General features: G+C 61.7%; 17 protein-coding genes. 10 read left to right on the top strand and 7 right to left on the bottom strand.

Annotated features, from left to right (window positions below):
- Positions 1-141: 141 nt before the first annotated feature.
- Both aceA and PM2_RS11420 read right to left on the bottom strand, forming a co-directional pair.
- Complete coding sequence (aceA, locus tag PM2_RS11425) at positions 142-1,467, bottom strand: isocitrate lyase (protein ID WP_016711593.1); 1,326 nt, start codon at positions 1,465-1,467, stop codon at positions 142-144.
- A gap of 493 nt (positions 1,468-1,960) precedes the next feature.
- Positions 1,961-2,695: a secretin GspD/PilQ domain-containing protein gene (locus PM2_RS11420; protein ID WP_028699013.1), complete on the bottom strand. Its 735-nt coding sequence runs from the start codon at positions 2,693-2,695 to the stop codon at positions 1,961-1,963.
- A 165-nt stretch (positions 2,696-2,860) separates the two neighbouring features.
- Between PM2_RS11420 and PM2_RS11415 the strand changes: the two genes are divergently transcribed.
- Both PM2_RS11415 and PM2_RS11410 read left to right on the top strand, forming a co-directional pair.
- Entirely contained in the window at positions 2,861-4,021 is a 1,161-nt protein-coding gene (locus tag PM2_RS11415; protein WP_016711592.1) for an ATP-binding protein, read from the top strand.
- 91 nt (positions 4,022-4,112) lie between these two features.
- Complete coding sequence (locus tag PM2_RS11410; protein ID WP_016711591.1) at positions 4,113-5,555, top strand: SulP family inorganic anion transporter; 1,443 nt, start codon at positions 4,113-4,115, stop codon at positions 5,553-5,555.
- 69 nt (positions 5,556-5,624) lie between these two features.
- On the opposite strand, the gene fusA is transcribed toward PM2_RS11410, so the two are convergent.
- Together fusA and PM2_RS11400 are read right to left on the bottom strand one after the other, a co-directional pair.
- Positions 5,625-7,736, bottom strand: coding sequence for an elongation factor G (fusA, locus tag PM2_RS11405; protein ID WP_016711590.1), 2,112 nt, complete (start codon positions 7,734-7,736; stop codon positions 5,625-5,627).
- A 73-nt stretch (positions 7,737-7,809) separates the two neighbouring features.
- Positions 7,810-8,235 carry a hypothetical protein gene (locus PM2_RS11400; RefSeq protein ID WP_016711589.1) on the bottom strand — a complete coding sequence of 142 codons (426 nt, stop codon included), beginning with the start codon at positions 8,233-8,235 and terminating at the stop codon, positions 7,810-7,812.
- 140 nt (positions 8,236-8,375) lie between these two features.
- On the opposite strand from PM2_RS11400, the gene PM2_RS11395 reads away from it, so the two are divergent.
- Positions 8,376-8,678 (top strand): hypothetical protein, encoded by a 303-nt coding sequence (locus PM2_RS11395; RefSeq protein WP_016711588.1) that lies wholly within the window; start codon positions 8,376-8,378, stop codon positions 8,676-8,678.
- Positions 8,679-8,681: 3 nt separating this feature from the next.
- Here PM2_RS11395 and PM2_RS11390 read toward each other — a convergent pair whose 3' ends face one another.
- Both PM2_RS11390 and gcvA read right to left on the bottom strand, forming a co-directional pair.
- Complete coding sequence (locus tag PM2_RS11390; RefSeq protein WP_016711587.1) at positions 8,682-9,932, bottom strand: 2-aminoadipate transaminase; 1,251 nt, start codon at positions 9,930-9,932, stop codon at positions 8,682-8,684.
- Between the two features lie 120 nt (positions 9,933-10,052).
- Positions 10,053-10,949, bottom strand: a complete 897-nt coding sequence (gene gcvA, locus PM2_RS11385) for a transcriptional regulator GcvA (protein WP_028699014.1) — start codon at positions 10,947-10,949, stop codon at positions 10,053-10,055.
- Between the two features lie 255 nt (positions 10,950-11,204).
- Between gcvA and PM2_RS11380 the strand changes: the two genes are divergently transcribed.
- From PM2_RS11380 to PM2_RS11370, 3 genes are all read left to right on the top strand, one after another.
- Complete coding sequence (locus PM2_RS11380) at positions 11,205-12,587, top strand: amino acid permease (protein ID WP_016711585.1); 1,383 nt, start codon at positions 11,205-11,207, stop codon at positions 12,585-12,587.
- 57 nt (positions 12,588-12,644) lie between these two features.
- Positions 12,645-13,142: a PaaI family thioesterase gene (locus PM2_RS11375; RefSeq protein ID WP_016711584.1), complete on the top strand. Its 498-nt coding sequence runs from the start codon at positions 12,645-12,647 to the stop codon at positions 13,140-13,142.
- Positions 13,143-13,229: 87 nt separating this feature from the next.
- The gene (locus PM2_RS11370) at positions 13,230-13,925 is read left to right on the top strand and encodes a glutathione S-transferase N-terminal domain-containing protein (RefSeq protein ID WP_016711583.1); all 696 of its coding nucleotides are present in this window, start codon (positions 13,230-13,232) and stop codon (positions 13,923-13,925) included.
- 5 nt (positions 13,926-13,930) lie between these two features.
- On the opposite strand, the gene PM2_RS11365 is transcribed toward PM2_RS11370, so the two are convergent.
- Entirely contained in the window at positions 13,931-15,547 is a 1,617-nt protein-coding gene (locus tag PM2_RS11365) for an inorganic phosphate transporter (RefSeq protein WP_028699015.1), read from the bottom strand.
- A gap of 211 nt (positions 15,548-15,758) precedes the next feature.
- Here PM2_RS11365 and PM2_RS11360 point away from each other — a divergent pair, with 211 nt between their 5' ends.
- From PM2_RS11360 to uvrC, 4 genes are all read left to right on the top strand, one after another.
- Positions 15,759-16,190, top strand: a complete 432-nt coding sequence (locus tag PM2_RS11360; protein ID WP_016711581.1) for a GNAT family N-acetyltransferase — start codon at positions 15,759-15,761, stop codon at positions 16,188-16,190.
- Positions 16,191-16,307: 117 nt separating this feature from the next.
- Positions 16,308-16,697: a helix-turn-helix domain-containing protein gene (locus PM2_RS11355; RefSeq protein ID WP_016711580.1), complete on the top strand. Its 390-nt coding sequence runs from the start codon at positions 16,308-16,310 to the stop codon at positions 16,695-16,697.
- Positions 16,698-16,760: 63 nt separating this feature from the next.
- On the top strand, positions 16,761-17,399 hold the full coding sequence (gene gacA, locus PM2_RS11350) for a response regulator transcription factor GacA (protein WP_003251380.1): 639 nt from the start codon (positions 16,761-16,763) through the stop codon (positions 17,397-17,399).
- Positions 17,400-17,404: 5 nt separating this feature from the next.
- On the top strand, positions 17,405-19,228 hold the full coding sequence (gene uvrC / locus PM2_RS11345; RefSeq protein ID WP_016711579.1) for an excinuclease ABC subunit UvrC: 1,824 nt from the start codon (positions 17,405-17,407) through the stop codon (positions 19,226-19,228).
- Positions 19,229-19,233: the final 5 nt, after the last annotated feature.

Here is a 19,233-nt window from a genome sequence, read left to right as displayed (position 1 = left end):
GCGCAGGCGGCGCTCGGTATCACGGGCGTTGAAGATGCTGTGGCGAACACCTCCCAGCCCAGAAACATTTTCAAAGGCTTCTGAAAATAAAGGCCCGGAGCTTTCACAAGCTCCGGGCCTTCGTTCAGCAGCAGCCCACTATCAGTGGAACTGCTCTTCCTCGGTCGAACCAGTCAGTGCAGTCACCGACGATGCGCCACCCTGGATCACGGTGGTCATGTCGTCGAAGTAGCCAGTGCCCACTTCCTGCTGGTGCGCCACGAAGGTGTAGCCTTTGCTGGCGTCCGCGAATTCCTGCTCTTGCAGCTTCACGTAGGCGGTCATGTCGTTGCGGGCGTAGTCGTGCGCCAGGTTGAACATGCCGTGCCACATGTTGTGAATGCCAGCCAGGGTGATGAACTGGTGCTTGTAGCCCATGGCCGACAGCTCGCGCTGGAACTTGGCGATGGTCGCGTCGTCCAGGTTCTTCTTCCAGTTGAACGAAGGCGAGCAGTTGTACGACAGGATCTGGTCCGGGTATTCCTTCTTGATCGCTTCGGCGAAGCGGCGGGCTTCGTCCAGGTCTGGCTTGGCGGTTTCGCACCAGATCAGGTCGGCGTACGGCGCATAGGCCAGGCCGCGGGCGATGGCCTGGTCGAGGCCGGCGCGTACCTTGTAGAAGCCTTCACGGGTACGCTCGCCGATCACGAACGGCTGGTCGTACGGGTCGCAGTCGCTGGTCAGCAGGTCGGCGGCGTTGGCGTCGGTGCGGGCCAGGATGATGGTAGGCACGCCCGACACGTCGGCTGCCAGGCGCGCGGCCACCAGCTTTTGTACGGCTTCCTGGGTCGGTACCAGTACCTTGCCACCCATGTGACCACATTTTTTGACCGAGGCCAGCTGGTCTTCGAAGTGCACGCCGGCGGCGCCTGCTTCGATCATGTTCTTCATCAGTTCGTAGGCGTTCAGTACGCCACCGAAACCGGCTTCGGCGTCAGCCACGATGGGTGCGAAGTAGTCGATGTAGCCATCGTCGCCTGGGTTCTTGCCGGCTTTCCACTGGATCTGGTCGGCGCGGCGGAAGGCGTTGTTGATGCGCTTGACTACGGTCGGTACCGAATCGACCGGGTACAGCGACTGGTCAGGGTACATGGACTCGGCCGAGTTGTTGTCGGCGGCTACTTGCCAGCCGGACAGGTAGATGGCCTGGATGCCGGCTTTTACCTGTTGCACTGCCTGGCCGCCGGTGAGGGCGCCCATGCAGTTCACGAAATCTTTTTCTGGGCGGAAGGACGGGTGGGCACCTTCGGTGACCAGCTTCCACAGTTTTTCTGCGCCTTGGCGAGCAAAGGTGTGCTCCGGCTGGATGGAGCCACGCAGGCGAACGACATCGGCGGCGGAGTAGGTGCGGGTCACGCCTTTCCAGCGCGGGTTCTCGGCCCAGTCTTTCTCGAGGGCTGCAATTTGCTGTTCGCGTGTCAGTGCCATGGAAATAAACCTCGTCGCATCGATCTTGGGTTAATTGTGCTGATGCCCGGGTGCAGATCAGGGTGCCTGGCGGCTGTCCTGTTCTAGAGAGTGCGGCGGCGAACGCGAAGGCTCGAAGGGGGAAGGGTGGGCAGGCCAGGCGAAGGTGTGCTCCGGCAGGTCGGCTCGTGGTTGCCTTGCTGCGGTGCTACGCGATTGCCAGTACTGCGGTGATGCGCTTCCGTCCCTCGGGACAACTTCTTCGTTGCAGTCGCAATCCCGTCGAACCGCCTTGTGGGCCGTATAGACACGAGGCGCCTCCAGGGGTGGGAGGAGCACGCCTCGAAGGCCCTTGCCAGGGCCCCTGATTAGCGGGAGCGAGGCCATCATGCCCTTGGGAAAAAGGGCATGTCAAATGTTTTGTAGTGGAATTTTTCGCTTACTACATCTTTGGTCTAATGCGACTTGGCAGTCAGTTTCAAGGCCTTTGGTCGAGGCCTTGAATTGCCTGGGATCAGTCGAGAAGGTCGACTTTGACACGCAGCGTCATGTTTTCACCGCGCTGGGTGCTGTAACTGCGGCTTGACGTGCTGCGGTCGGCTTGGCTCTGCTGGTTGTAGCCTGCCAGGGTGATCCATTCGCCGAGCTTGCCGGTGACGGTCGTGTCGGTACTTTGTACTTTCACTACATCTGCACGTTCATGGCTGATGCGGTCATTATTGGTGCTAATTTGCAGACGAACCGTATCGCCGCTCAGGCTTGGCGTAACGTAGAAACCCTGCGTCACGTTGCGGTATTCGGTGTTGCTCTGCAGGCGCCCGTAGCCGTCGGTACTGGTGCTGGTGATCGGGATGCTCTGGCCAACCTGGATCAGCGCCGGCTGGCCTTCGCTGGCCTGGATTTGTTGCATGCCGCCGTCGCGGTTGCTGGTGCCGTAGTGGATAACATGGGCATTGCCACGGTTGTCCTGGAAGTTGCTGTCGTTGTTGTCGACGCTGATCAGCAGGCGTTTGGGGACGGTGTCCAGTTGTTGCAGCAGGGCGCGCAGGTCGTCGATGCGCTCGGGGCTGGCGTTGACGATCAGCTTGTTCTCGAAGGCGCTGACTGTGCCGTCCTTGCCGACGAATGCCTGCGCCGCAGGCAGCAGTTCGGCGCTGGCGCGGTGCTGCAGCGGCACCACCTCGGTGGCGGCCTGGGCGACGAGGCTGGTAACCAGCAGCAGGGTGGTGAAAAGGGGGCGTAGCGGCATGTCCATGATCTCCGCGGGGGGAATCAACATGATGGCAAATTTGTCGGGGATTTGCCGGCCATGGATCACAAGCGCCGCAATGGAGAGAAATGCGGAAATGTGATTTATCTTGCTTTATCTTGTAAGCTATAAATTATAGTCAGCGAGATAATTGAGGATAAAGCCATGTCTCCGATCCGCCCGCTCCTGCGTCGCGACCAATTGGCCAAGGCCCTGGCCAAAGACCTGGCTGGCGAGTCACTGGTCGACTACAGTTCGGGCATGTTCCTTGCCGCACCACGGCGTACAGGGAAAAGCACCTTCCTCAATAACGACTTCATCCCTGAGTGCGTGCATCTGGGTTGGCTGCCGGTTTACGTCGACCTCTGGTCGGACCGTAATGCGGATCCGGCCGAGCTCATCAGTGGTGCGATCGGTGCAGCGCTGGCTAGCTTTGAAGGCGCGCTCACGAAAACTGCGAAAAAGGCCGGTATCGACAAGATCAACCTGCTGCGCACCCTCAGCTGGGATTTCACTCGGCCTCAACTACCGTCGGGTACTACCCTCGCTCAGGCACTTGCTGTATTGCACCAAGTGTCGGGCCAGATGGTTGTGCTGATCATCGATGAGGCCCAGCATGCCCTCAACAGCGAAGATGGCCTTAACGCGATGTTCGCCCTCAAGGCTGCGCGTGACAACCTGAACCGTGGTGATCGCCCGGATGGCCTGCGACTGGTGTTCACTGGCTCCAGCCGGGACAAGTTGGCCAACCTGGTGCTCAAAAGCAAGCAGCCCTTCTTCGGCGCCAGTATCACGCCATTCCCGTTGTTGGGGGGTGAATATGTCGAGTTCATCACTGCGCTGTGGAATCGGCGCCTGGCAGACAGTAATCAATTCAAGGTTGATGACCTGGCGTACGCTTTTGAGCGGGTGGGGCGGCGCCCGGAAATGCTCAACAAATTACTGGCCGAGGTCAGCGTTGGTCTGGGAGAAGCGGGCAATTTGGGCGAACTTCTGCGCACCGGGGCGCTCAATCATCAGGCTGGCGTGTGGAGCGACTACGAAAGTGCCTGGAACGAACTCTCACCCTTGCAGCAAGCTGTGCTTGAGGTCATGGCCGAGCGCACGCTAGGCCGCCAACCGTTTTCGCCATTTACCGAGCAGACTTTGGTCGAGGTAAGTCGCAAGCTGGAGCAGGCTCAGGCAGAGGTCATCGCCAGCACGCCTAACGTACAGAAAGCGCTGGATGCTTTGCGCGAGAAGGAACTGGTATGGAAAGCCAATCGTGGTGAGTATGCGCTGGAGGATGCCGCCATGGCCGAGTGGCTGACCCGCGCTGCGCGCTAGCGGCCTTCGCGGTGGCCGCTGCCAGACAAATTCCGTAACATCGCGCCCCTTGTTTTTGTATCGCCCGCCCGGGCCGCACCACAGGATATCCATGAAACCCGCCCGACTACGTGCCGACCTGCTCGCCGGCCTCACCACCTCGTTCGCCCTGGTGCCCGAGTGCATCGCTTTTGCCCTGGTGGCCCACCTCAACCCTTTGATGGGCCTGTATGGCGCATTCATCATCTGTACCCTGACTGCGCTGTTCGGTGGTCGGCCCGGGATGATCTCTGGCGCCGCTGGCTCAATGGCCGTGGTGATCGTCGCGCTGGTGGTGCAGCATGGCGTGCAGTACCTGCTGGCGACGGTGTTGCTGGGCGGGGTGGTGATGATCCTGTTCGGCCTGCTGCGCTTGGGCAAACTGGTACGCCTGGTGCCGTACCCGGTGATGCTTGGCTTCGTGAACGGCTTGGCCATCGTCATCGCCATGGCTCAGCTGGAGCATTTCAAGGACGGTGAGCACTGGCTCAGTGGTGCGCCGCTGTACCTGATGATCGGGCTGGTAGCCCTGACAATGGCGGTGGTTTACGTGCTGCCGAAGCTGACCCGTGCAGTTCCGCCGGCGCTGGTGGCGATCCTGGGTGTTGGCCTGCTGGTGTACCTGCTCGGGCTGCCCACCCGCACCCTGGGTGACATGGCGCACATCGCCGGTGGCCTGCCGGGGCTGGCGCTGCCGGATGTGCCCTGGAACCTGGAAACCCTGAAGATCATCGCCCCCTACGCAGTGCTGATGGCCATGGTCGGGCTGCTGGAAACCCTGCTTACCCTCAACCTGACCGATGAAATCACCGAGAGCCGAGGCTTCCCGGACCGCGAGTGCGTGGCGCTGGGTGCGGCGAACATGGTCTCGGGCCTGTGCGGCGGCATGGGTGGCTGCGCGATGATCGGGCAGACGGTGATCAACCTCAGTTCCAATGGCCGTGGCCGGCTGTCCGGGGTGGTGGCCGGGGTGATGATCTTGCTGTTCGTGTTGTTCCTGTCGCCGCTGATCGAGCGCATTCCGCTGGCAGCGCTGGTCGGGGTGATGTTCGTGGTGGCCCAGCAGACCTTTGCCTGGGCGTCGCTGCGGGTGCTTAACAAAGTGCCGGTGAATGACGTGCTGGCGATCATTGCGGTCACTGTCGTGACAGTGTTTACCGACCTGGCCATGGCGGTGCTGTTCGGCATCATCATCGCGGCCCTTAACTTTGCCTGGCAGCATGCGCGGGAGTTGTATGCGGACTGCCATGAGGATGCGCAGGGCGGCAAGCATTATCAGGTACATGGCACGTTGTTCTTTGCCTCTACCACCTCGTTCCTCAACCAGTTCGATACGGCCAGCGACCCTGCTCAGGTTACGCTGGATTGCCAGCATCTGAGCTTTGTCGATTACTCGGCGATTGCGGCATTGAAGACCCTGCGTGAACGGTATGCCAAGGCGGGCAAGCAGCTGCGGGTTGTGCACTTGTCGGAGCGGTGCAAGAAGCTACTGAAGCGGGCAGGTGAGCAGCACTGAGGGTGGGTGGTAGCCTGTGCCGGCCTCTTCGCGGCTTTAGCCGCGAAGAGGCCGGCACAGGCTAATGAGTCACTCCCCGCGGTTCTTCTTCACAATGGCATCGGCAATACTGGCCGGTGCCTCGGCATAGCGGGTGAACTCCATCGAAAAGCTCGCTCGGCCCTGGGTCATCGAGCGCATCGAGGTGGCATAGCCGAACATTTCGCCCAGCGGCACCTCGGCACGGATCACCTTGCCTGCCGGCGTTTCGTCACCGTCCTGAATCATCCCGCGGCGTCGGCTCAGGTCACCCAGAATGTCGCCCTGGTATTCCTCCGGCGTCACCACCTCCACCTTCATCACCGGCTCCAGCAGCACCGCGCCACCTTTCTGCGACAGCTGTTTGGTGGCCATCGACGCAGCGATCTTGTAGGCCATTTCGTTGGAGTCGACATCGTGGTAAGAGCCGTCATACACCGCCGCTTTCAGGTTGATGAGCGGGTAGCCGGCCAGTACGCCGTTTTTCATCTGCTCTTCGATACCTTTCTGGATCGCCGGAATGTATTCGCGTGGTACCACGCCACCGACAATCTCGTTGATGAACTCCAGGCCTTCCTTGCCTTCGTCGCCAGGGGCGAAGCGGATCCAGCAGTGACCATACTGGCCACGGCCGCCGGACTGGCGGACGAAACGCCCCTCGATCTCGCAGGTATTGCGGATTTTTTCGCGGTAGGCCACCTGCGGCTTGCCGATGTTGGCCTCGACATTGAACTCGCGGCGCATGCGGTCGACGATGATGTCCAGGTGCAACTCGCCCATGCCCGAAATGATGGTCTGGCCGGTTTCTTCGTCGGTGCGCACGCGGAATGACGGGTCTTCCTGGGCCAGCTTGCCCAGGGCGATGCCCATTTTTTCCTGGTCGGCCTTGGTCTTCGGCTCGACGGCCACGGAAATCACCGGGTCGGGGAAGTCCATGCGCTCCAGGATGATCGGCTTGTCCATGTCGCACAGGGTGTCGCCGGTGGTCACGTCCTTCATGCCGATCAGCGCCGCGATGTCGCCGGCGCACACGTCCTTGATTTCGGCGCGCTGGTTGGCGTGCATCTGCACCATGCGGCCGATGCGTTCCTTCTTGCCCTTGACCGAGTTCAGTACTGCGTTGCCCGAGCTGAGTACGCCGGAATACACCCGGGCGAAGGTGAGGGTGCCGACGAAGGGGTCGGTGGCGATCTTGAATGCCAGGGCCGAGAACGGCTCTTTGTCGTCGGCGTGGCGCTCCAGGTGCTTCTCTTCGTCGTCGGGGTCGGTGCCCTTGATCGCCGGGATTTCCGACGGGGCGGGCAGGTAGTCGATCACCGCGTCGAGCATCAGCGGCACGCCTTTGTTCTTGAACGAGGAGCCGAGGATGGTCGGTACAATTTCGTTGGCGATGGTGCGTTGGCGCAGCGCAGCCTTGATCTCGTCGACACTCAATTCCTCGCCTTCGAGAAACTTCATGGTCAGCTCATCGTTGGCCTCGGCGGCGGCCTCGATCATATGCGCACGCCATTCGTCGGCCAGCGCCTGCAGTTCTGCGGGAATGGGTTCTTCGCGGTAGCTGGTGCCCTGGTCGGCATCGTTCCAGTAGATGGCCTTCATTTTCACGAGGTCGATTTGGCCGACGAAGTTTTCTTCGCTGCCGATGGCCAGCTGGATGGGTACCGGGTGGTGCCCCAGGCGCTGGTCGATCTGCTTGACCACGCGCAGGAAGTCAGCACCCTGACGGTCCATCTTGTTGATGTAGGCCAGGCGTGGCACATGGTACTTGTTGGCCTGGCGCCAGACCGTCTCGGACTGTGGCTCCACCCCGTCAGCGCCGCTGAATACCACCACCGCGCCATCGAGCACGCGCAACGAGCGCTCCACCTCGATGGTGAAGTCGACGTGGCCGGGGGTGTCGATGATGTTGAAGCGGTACTTGTGCGCGAACTGTTTGGTCGAGCCTTGCCAGAACGCCGTGGTCGCCGCCGAGGTGATGGTGATGCCGCGCTCCTGCTCCTGTGCCATCCAGTCCATGGTCGCGGCGCCATCGTGCACCTCGCCCATCTTGTGGTTGACCCCGGTGTAGAACAGGATCCGCTCGGTAGTCGTGGTCTTGCCGGCGTCAACGTGTGCGACGATGCCGATATTGCGGTACAGCTCGATGGGCGTTGTGCGGGCCATGGCGGACTACCTGCGGATGGGCGGATTCCACCACGTTAGCAGACCGGTGGAATCCTGCCCTGCCGCCGGGCCGTCAGTCGCCCTGGGCTTGCAGCATCCATTGGCCATCCAATTCACGGGCCAGGCCGCTGGCTGGCAGCAGGGCCAGCAGGCGCGGGTGCAGCGCGGCTTCGGTGAAGGTCTTGAGGGTGCTCAGGTCCAGCGCGCCGACCAGGTTGAGGTCGACCTTGGTGTACGACAGCCAGGCCTTCTTCAGCGCTTGGGCAACATCGCTACCCGAGGTGCTGGCAAACCGGCGGTGCCACTGACGGCCGTCGAAGGTGAAGCTGTGGGCGTGGCTGTAGGTGCTCTCGTCACCACCTTCGGCGCAGCGGTGGCAGCGGCACGGGCCTTCGCCGAAGGCATTGCGCAGGTAGCTGTTGAAGTCCACGACGGGCTTGAGGGACAGGCGTTTGTCGACATCGAACAGGTCGGCGATCAGGGGTTCTTCGGCGCTCACTCGGGATCCTCGTGTGGTGTGGCGTGCATCGGCGGGCACCCTAACAGATCGAGGCATTCAGATCACCTGTAGAGACAACCGGGACCGCCTGCCGTACTCTACGCGCCCATACGCCTACACATCCACTGAGGTAACCCCGCTTGAGCACCAAGTACCCGTACATCGCCACCGTGACCATCAGCGCTGAAGACCGCGGCGCAGATACCGAGGCCTCGGAAAACCCCAACATGCGCGTTGGCCTGGAAGCGGTGACCGAAACCCTGAAGAAGGTGCATTTCGTCGGTACGCTCGCAGCCCCCGAGAAATCGGCCACGCACATTTGCGTGACCCTGGAGAACGGCCTGACCTACTACGGCCCGATCGTCAACGGCCATGCCGAACTCGAAGGCGGCTGGATTGCCTTCGAGTCCGACATGCTCACCCCGCAAGAACTGGGGCTGTAAGCCTCAGTTCAGCTCGGCCAGGCACTGCTGGAGGATATCCAGGCCTTCTTCGAGCACCTCGGCCTCGATGGTCAGTGGTGCCAACAGGCGGATGATGTGCCGTGCCTTGCCGCTGGGCATCAGCAACAAGCCCTTGGCCCGCGCGGCGTCCATCACCTTGGCCAGTTGTGCCGGCGCCGGGCTGCCATCGGCATTGACGAACTCGATGCCACGCATGGCGCCCACGCCGGTCAGGCGGCCGATGAACGGGCTCAGGCCCGAGGCCTGCCAGCGCTGATGGCGGCTGACGATGGCCTGCTCCTGGCGCTCACCCCAGGTGGCGATGTTCTCGTCGGTCATCTGCGCCAGGCTGGCCAGCGCCGCCGCACAGGCAATCGGGTTGCCCGAATAGGTGCCGCCCAGGCCGCCCTTGGGTAGGGCGGCCATCAATTCCTTGCGCCCGACCACCGCACCCAGTGGCATGCCACCGGCAATGCTCTTGGCCAGCAGCAACAGGTCGGGTTCGATGCCAAGGCGTGGGAAGGCGAAGCGTTGGCCGGTGCGGCCGAAGCCCGACTGGATTTCGTCGATGATAATCAGGATGCCGCGCTCGTCGCAGAAGCGGCGCAGGGCCTGGGCGAAGGCGGGGTCAAGGGCGAGGAAGCCGCCTTCTCCCTGCACCGGCTCGAAAATGAACGCTGCCACGTCTTCCACAGCCAGTTCGACGCTGAACAGGCGGTCCATGGCCTTGAGCGCCTGCTCGCAGGTCACGCCGGTGTCGGCGCTGGGGTAGGGCAGGTGGTACACCGGCCCAGGCAGTTCACCGACCCGCTGTTTGTACGGGGCGACCTTGCCGTTGAGGTTCAGGGTGGCCAGGGTGCGGCCATGGAAGCCGCCGTCGAAGGCGATGATGGCCCGTTTGCCGGTGGCGCCGCGAGCAACTTTCAGGGCGTTTTCGGCCGCTTCCGCACCGCTGTTGGTGAGCATGCCGGCCAATGGGTAGCTGACGGGCACGAACCCGCTCAGTTGTTCCATCAGTGCCAGATACGGGCCGTGCGGGGCGGCGTTGAAGGCGTAGTGGGTCAGGCGGGTGGCCTGGGTCTGGATCGCCTCGACCACGGCGGGGTTGCAGTGGCCCAGGTTGAGCACACCGATACCACCGACGAAGTCGATGTAACGTTTGCCGTCGGTGTCCCAGACTTCGGCATTGCGGCCATGGGAAAGTGTGATCGGGTGAACGATGGCAATGGATTGGCTGATACTTTCCTGGTTCATGGGCACGCGGGACCTTGTTCGAGTTTCTTATTATCCAAGCGTGTTGGCGGGTTATTCCGCAAACGAATTATTCGATTGCGGTCATTCCGTGGATTCGTGATCTTGCCGGCGCGGTCAATATCAATCGCCCTCAGCCACCCGCTCCCGAATCCACTGCACAAAGGCCCGGATCTTCGGCACTTCGGCCGCATGCTCGGCATGGGCGATGAAGTGCCGGCCATTGCTCGCCACCGGGTGGTCCCAGGCCCCCACCAGCTTGCCCTCGCTTAGCTCCTCTGCCACCAGATAGCGCGGAATCAGGGCGATACCGCAGCCTGCAATCGCTGCGCGAATGCACAGGTAGAACGTGTCGAAACGCGGCCCGTGGTAGCTGTTCTGGCTATGCAGCCCCAGCCCCAGAAACCATTCGTGCCAGGCCTCTGGCCGTGACACGCACTGCAGCAGCCGGTGCTCGGTCAGCGCCTGGGCACTGTCGAAAGGGTGGTTGGCCAATAGCTGCGGGCTGCACACCGGCACCACTTCTTCGCTGAACAGCTCGATGCAGGTCGCCCCGGGCCAGGTGCCTTGGCCGAAGAAAAACGCGATATCGGCCTTGGCCTGCACCAGGTCGAACGGTTCCAACTCGTTGCGCACGTCCAGGTGAATACGGGGGTAGCGGTCGCCAAAACCCTTGAGTCTGGGCACCAGCCAGCGTGCACCGAAGGTGGGTTGGGTGGCGATGCGCAGCACTTCGGTTTCATCGCCGTAGCTGAGGATGTAGCGGCTGGAAATGTCGATCTGGGTGAGGATCTTGTTCACTTCGGTGAGGTACAGCGCGCCGGCCGGGGTCAGGTGCAGGCGGCGGCGAATGCGCTGGAACAGCGAGTGCGAGAGCATGTCCTCAAGCTGCGCCACCTGCTTGCTGACGGCGCTCTGGGTCAGGTGCAGTTCCTGCGCCGCGCGGGTGAAGCTGAGGTGGCGGGCGGCCGCTTCGAAGCACTGAAGGGCGGTGGTCGAAGGCATCAGGCGTTTGGACATGACGGGCAAATACCGAGCAAAAAAGGAAGAAGTTCATTCCAAAGCGGAATCATGTGGTTCGAAAAGGTCGTTTGTTGACCCCGGCCTATAGATTAATACTGACCTGGATCAACGATTACAACCGGTCGTGCGAAGAGGAGGTTTGTAACCGCTTCCGGCATCTGCAAAACAACAACAACGAACATCAGAAATTTATAAGAATTCTGCTCCGACCTTCAGCCGCTTCGCTGCGGCCGACCCATTCGAGGGTTCTTCATGGCTTCGCAACACAACAAGAAACAGCGTTCCCTGCAGCACGGCCTGACCTCCCGTCAGGTTTCCATGATTTCCATTGCGGGCATCATCGGCGCCGGCCTGTTCATCGGCTCCTCCAACGCCATTGCCACCGCCGGCCCGGCCATCCTCATCTCCTACGCCATGACCGGCCTGCTGGTCTTGCTGGTGATGCGTATGCTGGGCGAAATGGCCATCGCCAACCCTAACAGCGGCTCGTTTTCCACCTATGCCTCCGAAGCCATTGGCCCATGGGCGGGCTTTACCATCGGTTGGCTGTACTGGTGGTTCTGGGTGCTGATCATTCCTGTCGAGGCCATTGCCGGCGCTGACATCCTGCACGCCTACTTCCCTGGGGTGCCATCGTGGCTGTTCGCCTTCCTGATCATGCTGGTGCTGTCGGGCACCAACCTGATCAGCGTGAAGAACTTCGGTGCCTTCGAGTACTGGTTTGCCCTGGTCAAGGTGGTGGCGATCATTGCCTTCATCGTGGTCTGCACCTTGGCCGTGTTCGGCTTCTGGCCGCTGGCAGAGGTGTCCGGGGTCAGCCGACTTTGGGACAACGGCGGCTTCATGCCCAACGGCTTCGGGACGGTGCTGGGTGGTGTACTGATCACCATCTTCTCGTTCTTCGGTGCCGAAATCGTCACCATTGCCGCTGACGAAACCGCCAACCCGAAAGACAAGATCCGCCGCGCCACCAACCTGGTGGTGTACCGCATCGCCATCTTCTATCTGGCGTCGATTTTCCTGGTGGTGTCGCTGGTGGCCTGGAACGACCCTGAACTCAAGGCGGTCGGTTCGTTCCAGCGCGTACTGGAGGTGTTGAACGTGCCGGGTGCCAAACTGCTGGTTGACCTGGTGGTGCTGGTAGCGGTGACCAGTTGCATGAACTCGGGTCTGTATACCGCATCGCGCATGCTCTATTCGCTGGGTGCCCGTGGTCAGGCACTGAGCGTTACCAAGCGCATCTCCGGCTCCGGCGTACCGACCGTGGCGGTGATCTTCTCCACCCTGGCAGGCTTTGCCGGTTGCTTCGTCAACTATGTGTTCCCGGGCAAGGTGTTCGGCTTCCTGCTGTCCACCACCGGTGCCATCGCCTTGCTGGTGTACCTGGTGATTGCCGTGTCGCAACTGCGCATGCGTGCCCGGGCCGAGCGCGAAGGGCGGCCGCTGGAACTGAAAATGTGGCTGTTCCCGTGGCTGACCTGGCTGGTGATCGGCACCATCGTCATGGTGCTGGGCTACATGCTGTTCAGCGATGCCTACCGCTACGAAACCCTGATGACTGCTGGCGTCACCCTGTTCATCCTGCTGGTTTCGCTGACCCAGCGGCGTGCCAAGGTGGTTGCCCAGACGGCCTGATGTTTCTGCTTTAATGGGGGCGTTGCGCGCCCCCATTTCAATAAGCACAGGAAGCGTATGAACGACCAAGCCCTTTCCCTCCAGGCCCTCGCGGCACCCGACGGCACGTGTTATGGCTGCGGGTGCTCCCACCCCAGCGGGCTGCACCTGCAAAGCCACTGGGACGCCGACGGCGTTCATCTGATATGCCGCCATGCGCCCGACAGCACCTTCATCGGCTGGCCCGGCCTGGTTTACGGCGGCCTGCTGGCGATGCTGGTCGACTGTCATTCCAACTGGACGGCCATGGCTTACCACTACCGCAATGAAGGCCGCGAGCCGGGCAGCCTGCCGCGCATCGACTGCGTCACGGGTACGCTCAACCTGACCTACCTGAAACCCACGCCCATGGGCGTCGAGCTGTTGCTCAAGGCGCGTGTGGAAGGGGACGTGGGGCGCAAGAGCCGGGTGATCTGCGAGGTCTGGGCCGACGATGTGCTGACCGTGACCGCCGACTCGGTGTTCGTGCGTGTCGACACCGAAAAGCTCAAGCTCAAGGCCCACGGTCAGGCCTGAGTTGCCAGCGCTGATAAATGGTCGGTGATGGTCAGCGGCCGGGGATGTCTCTAGAGTGACAGGTTCATTCCCCAGGCAAGGCTGATCATGACCGATCTCAGTGCTTTCCCGATTACCCGCAAGTGGCCCGCCAAACACCCAGAACGCCTGCAGCTGTATTCGCTGCCGACACCCAACGGCGTCAAGGTGTCGATCATGCTCGAAGAAATCGGCCTGGCCTACGAGGCGCACAAGGTCAGTTTTGACAACGATGACCAGTTGAGCCCCGAGTTCATCTCGCTCAGCGCGAATAACAAGATCCCGGCCATCCTCGACCCCAACGGGCCGGGTGGTCAGCCGCTGCCGCTGTTCGAGTCGGGGGCGATCCTGCAGTACCTGGCGGAGAAGAGCGGCCAACTGCTCAGTCAGGACCCTGCCCAGCGTTACCAGACCCTGCAGTGGCTGATGTTCCAGATGGGCGGCATCGGGCCGATGTTTGGCCAGGTTGGCTTCTTCCATTTCTTTGCTGGCAAGGAATATGAAGACAAGCGTCCGCGTGATCGCTATGTCAACGAGTCCAAACGGCTGCTGGGTGTGCTGGATCGGCACCTGAAAGGGCGGGAGTGGATGGTGGGCGCGTACAGCATCGCCGACATCGCCATCTTCCCGTGGGTACGCAACCTGGTGGAACGTTACAACGCGCGGGAGTTGGTAGGCTTTGATCAGTTCAAGGAAGTGCAACGGGTACTGGCCGCCTTCCTTGAACGGCCAGCCGTGCAGCGCGGCCTGAAGATTCCTGCCTGACGGACCTAGAGGACCTGGTTCAACAACCAGTACAGCGACCCTGCCAGCACCATGGCTGCCGGCAGGGTCAGCACCCAGGCCATCAGCAGGTTGATCAGTGTGCGTTTCTGTATGCCTGAGCCGTTGGCGATCATGGTGCCGGCCACGCCAGAGCTCAGCACATGGGTGGTCGAAACCGGCAGCCCGAACACGTCCGCCGCGCCGATGGTGCACATCGCAACCACTTCAGCCGAGGCGCCCTGGGCATAGCTCAGGTGGGTCTTGCCGATCTTCTCGCCCACCGTCACCACGATACGCCGCCAGCCAACCATGGTGCCCAGCCCCAGCGCGATGGCCACGACCACCTTCACCCACAGTGGAATGTAGCGGGTGGCATCGTCCAGTTGGGCCTTGAACAGTTCTACATGGCTGCGGGTGTCGGCATCGAATGCCACCAGGTGTTTTTTCTCGATCAGGCGAATGGTTTCGCTGGTCAGGTACATGTCGTTGCGCACATTGGCCATGGCTTCGGCCGGCACGCGCTTGAGCGAGCCATAGCCTTTGACCTGGTCGCCGATCATCCCGGTCAGCGCCGCGAGTGCCGGCACCAGTTGCGGGCTGGCCCTGGGCTCGGCAATGAACAAGGTCAGTACTTGGCGCGGGTCGGCCGGGGCCGCTTGCGGGTCGCTGCGCACCAGCGCCTGGCGGGTTACTTCGGCGACGGCAGAAAACTGCAAAGCCTGTTCGTTGGGCATGGTCTTGTTCAGGGCATAGGCCATGGGCAGGGTGCCGACCAGGATCAGCATGATCAGGCCCATGCCTTTCTGGCCGTCGTTGGAGCCGTGGGCAAAGGATACGCCGGTGCAGGTGAGGATCAGGACGCTGCGGATCCACCACGGTGGTGGGGTGCAGCTTTCCGGCGCCTGATACAGTTCCTTGCGCTTGACCAGTGCGCGCAACGCCATCAGCAACAAGGCCGCGCAGGCAAAGCCGATCAGGGGTGAGAACAGCAAGGCATAGCCGACTTTGCTGGCTTGGGCCCAGTCTACGCCACTGGTGCCGTCACGCCCATGCATCAGCGCGTTGGCCACACCCACGCCGATGATCGAGCCGATCAAGGTGTGTGAGGACGAGGCTGGCAGGCCCAGCCACCACGTGCCGAGGTTCCAGATGATGGCGGCCAGCAGCAGGGCGAAGACCATGGCAAAGCCGGCCGAGGAGCCGACCTGCAAAATCAGCTCCACCGGCAGCAGGGCAATGATGCCGAACGCCACCGCGCCGCTGGAAAGCAACACGCCAAGGAAGTTGCAAAGCCCGGACCAGACGACCGCCACCGGTGCTGGCAGCGAGTGGGTGTAGATGACCGTGGCGACTGCATTGGCGGTGTCATGAAAGCCATTGACGAATTCGAAGCCCAGGGCAATCAGCAGCGCCAGGCCCAGTAGAAGGAACGGTGTGACCGTGGTGATTACCGTTCCGCTGGCCGTTACATCCTGTTTCAGGCTCCAGACGGTATAGGCAATACCGGCCAGTAGCAGGCCGAAGAACAACACGAGGGTGGCGCGCCCTGGCGTGTGGGCAAGCTGCGGGCGGGAATCGCGCCGGGCCAGTTGCGGCTGGCTGGCCAGTGACGGGGTTGCCATGGGGGCTCCGGTTGGCGTTGGGCGTGGGTGCCGAAGGCTTTGAGCATAGAAACAATTCGTAACCCGGCCGTGACCTCGATCAATGAATTATCTAGGCTCAAGACAGACGGTAACGGCAGGGTCGCGCGATGATTCGCTACAAGAAACGCGAGGTGTACCCGCAGGGGCGGTGTTTGTGCGACCGTGTGTCATCCCCGATGAGCGAAATGCGATGCCTTTACAGTTAACCCCCGCCAACGACCGCCACTGCACCTTTGCCCGTGACCTCACGCGCCGCGCCATGTTGCCGTACTACCGCGAATACGACCTGTTGTGGATCGAAGAAGCCTTCGACGAGGCCTGGGGCTGGCGCGAGCAGTGGCTGGTGACCGAAGGCGACACCCTGCTGGGTTTCTGCAGCCTTAGCCAGGACCGCCAGGCGTTGTTCATCCGCGAGTTGCACCTGTTGCCCGAGCACCGTGGGCGCGGGGTCGGCAGCTGGGTATTGGAGCAGTTGGCGCTCTGGGCCAGGCAGCGGCGCCTGCCGCTGCTGCGGCTTATGGTGTTTCGCAGCAACCCGGCCCGTCAGCTGTATCAGCGCCACGGTTTCGTTGAAATGGGAGAAGACGATTGCTTTGTGCGTATGCAGCGAGCCATCAATTAATAGCCCAATGATGGCTTGTCGTGACCCCAGACCATGGGCATAGTGGATCCACATGTTTGTGCCGCCTACGGACGGTAGGGTGGGCATCTGGGATATCAGGGAAGAGGAGAGCCCCCAATGAATGGATTCGGTCCGCGGCTGCGGGAAGAGCGTGAACGACTGGGCATGACCCAGCGAGTATTTGGCGAAATCGGCGGTGTTGAACCCAACGCTCAGGGCAAGTATGAAAGCGGTGAGCGTACCCCTCGGGTCGATTACCTCGCGGCGTTGTCGGTTCGGGGCGTGGACGCGCTGTATGTGCTCAGCGGTATTCGTACCCCAGCACAGCTGGAAGGTTTGAGTACCGATGAGTCTGGTTTGCTTGGGGCATTCCGGCAGTTATCGTTCGACGATCAGGCGGCGTTATGGCACCTGTTGGGGCGCTTGTCCAGCAACGGTCAACCCCGGCAAACAATGAGGCCGCTCGCCGTTGAACGTCAGGCGTTTCTGACGGAATCAATGCGTTAGGCCCACCGTGAAAAATTTTGTTAAGGTGGCGGGATCCAATCGCCCTGCTGACGAGGTGTGTGCTTGATTAGGGTCTTAGTGGTCGATGATCACGATCTGGTACGAACCGGTATTACGCGCATGCTCGCCGACATCGACGGCCTGCAGGTAGTGGGTGAGGGGGACTCGGGCGAGTCGGCGCTCAAACTGGCCCGTGAGCTCAAGCCGGATGTGGTGCTGATGGACGTGAAAATGCCCGGCATCGGTGGCCTGGAGGCTACCCGCAAATTGCTGCGCAGCCATCCGGACATCAAGGTAGTCGCCGTGACGGTGTGCGAGGAAGACCCGTTCCCCACGCGCTTGCTGCAGGCCGGCGCTGCCGGCTATCTGACCAAGGGGGCAGGCCTTGATGAAATGGTCCAGGCTATTCGGCTAGCCTTTGCCGGCCAGCGTTATATCAGCCCGCAGATCGCCCAGCAGCTGGCACTGAAACCGTTTCAGCCGCAAGGTTCGCCGTTTGACGCGTTGTCCGAACGGGAAATCCAGATTGCCCTGATGATCGTCGGCTGCCAGAAAGTGCAGATCATCTCGGACAAGTTGTGCCTCTCGCCCAAGACCGTCAATACTTACCGTTATCGGATCTTTGAAAAACTCTCGGTCACCAGCGACGTCGAACTGACCTTGCTGGCCGTTCGCCACGGCATGGTTGACGCAAGCCTGTAAATCTCATGTCCCAAGTGTTTGATGCCAGCGCATTCCTGGCGACCTGCAGCGGTCGCCCGGGCGTTTACCGGATGTTCGACGGTGAAGCCCGGCTGCTTTATGTGGGCAAGGCCAAGAACCTGAAAAAGCGCCTGGCCAGCTATTTCCGCAAGACTGGCCTGGCGCCCAAGACCGCCGCGCTGGTAGCGCGTATTGCGCAGGTCGAAACCACCATCACCGCCAACGAAACCGAGGCGTTGTTGCTGGAGCAGAACCTGATCAAGGAATGGCGCCCGCCCTACAACATCCTCCTGCGCGACGATAAATCCTACCCCTATGTGTTCCTGTCCGATGGCGAGTTCCCACGGTTGGGCATTCACCGTGGGGCGAAAAAGGCCAAGGGCCGCTACTTCGGCCCGTACCCCAGCGCGGGGGCCATCCGCGAAAGCCTCAGCCTGCTGCAAAAGGCCTTTTCCGTGCGCCAGTGCGAGGACAGCTATTACGCAAACCGCACCCGGCCTTGCCTGCAGTACCAGATCAAACGCTGCAAAGGGCCCTGCACCGGGTTGGTGACTGCCGAGGAATATGCTGAGGATGTGCGCCACTCGGTCATGTTCCTGGAAGGGCGTAGCCAGCAGTTGGGCAACGAACTGAATGCCGAGATGGAAACGGCCGCCATGGCCCTCAATTTCGAGAAAGCTGCCGAGCTGCGTGACCAGATCGCCCTGTTGCGGCGCGTGCAGGACCAGCAGTACATAGAAGGTGGCAGTGGCGATGTCGACGTCATCGCCGCTTTCGTCAACCCGGGCGGCGCCTGCGTGCACCTGATCAGCGTGCGCGGTGGGCGAGTACTGGGCAGCAAGAACTTTTTCCCGCAGGTGGGTATCGAGGAAGAGGTGGCCGAGGTCATGGCTGCATTCCTTTCCCAGTACTACCTGGGCAACGCAGAGCGCGAACTGCCTGGCGAGTTGATCGTCAACGTGGTTCACGAAGACTTCGAAGCCATCACCGAGGCGCTGCACACGCTGCGTGGCCGCGAGCTGACCATCAGCCACCGGGTACGCGGCACACGCGCCCGCTGGCAGCAGCTGGCAGTCACCAACGCCGAGCAGGCGCTCAACGCCCGCCTGGCCAACCGCCAGCACATGGCTGCCCGCTTCGAGGCCCTGGCCGAAGTGCTGGGCCTGGATGAAGTGCCGCAGCGCCTGGAGTGCTACGACATCAGCCATTCCAGCGGCGAAGCCACCGTGGCCAGCTGCGTGGTGTTCGGCCCTGAAGGCCCGCTGAAGTCCGATTACCGTCGGTTCAACATCGAAGGCATCACCGGTGGTGATGACTATGCCGCCATGCATCAGGCGCTGACTCGCCGCTACGGGCGTATCAAGGACGGCGAGGGCAAGCTGCCCGATGTATTGCTGGTGGACGGCGGTAAGGGCCAGCTGAACATGGCCCGCGATGTGATGCAGGAACTGGGCTTCAACGACCTGACCCTGCTTGGCGTGGCCAAAGGCGTTACCCGCAAGGCAGGCTTCGAGACCCTTTATCTGAACGACGTGCACCACGAATTTACCCTCAAGGGCGATTCTGCCGCTCTGCACCTGATCCAGCAGATCCGCGATGAAGCCCACCGTTTTGCCATCACTGGTCACCGCGCCCGTCGTGGCAAGGCCCGCCGCGTTTCCAGCCTTGAAGATGTGGCCGGGGTAGGGCCGAAGCGCCGCCGCGACCTGCTGAAACATTTCGGCGGCCTGCAAGAGCTCAACCGCGCCAGTATCGATGAAATCGCCAAAGCCCCCGGCATCAGTAAAAAGCTTGCCGAATCAATTTATGCCAGCCTGCATAGCGAGTAGAATGC

The sequence above is a fragment of the Pseudomonas monteilii NBRC 103158 = DSM 14164 genome, assembly GCF_000730605.1.
Classification (GTDB): Bacteria; Pseudomonadota; Gammaproteobacteria; order Pseudomonadales; family Pseudomonadaceae; genus Aquipseudomonas; species Aquipseudomonas monteilii.
This window is presented reverse-complemented; position numbering and strand designations above follow the sequence as displayed.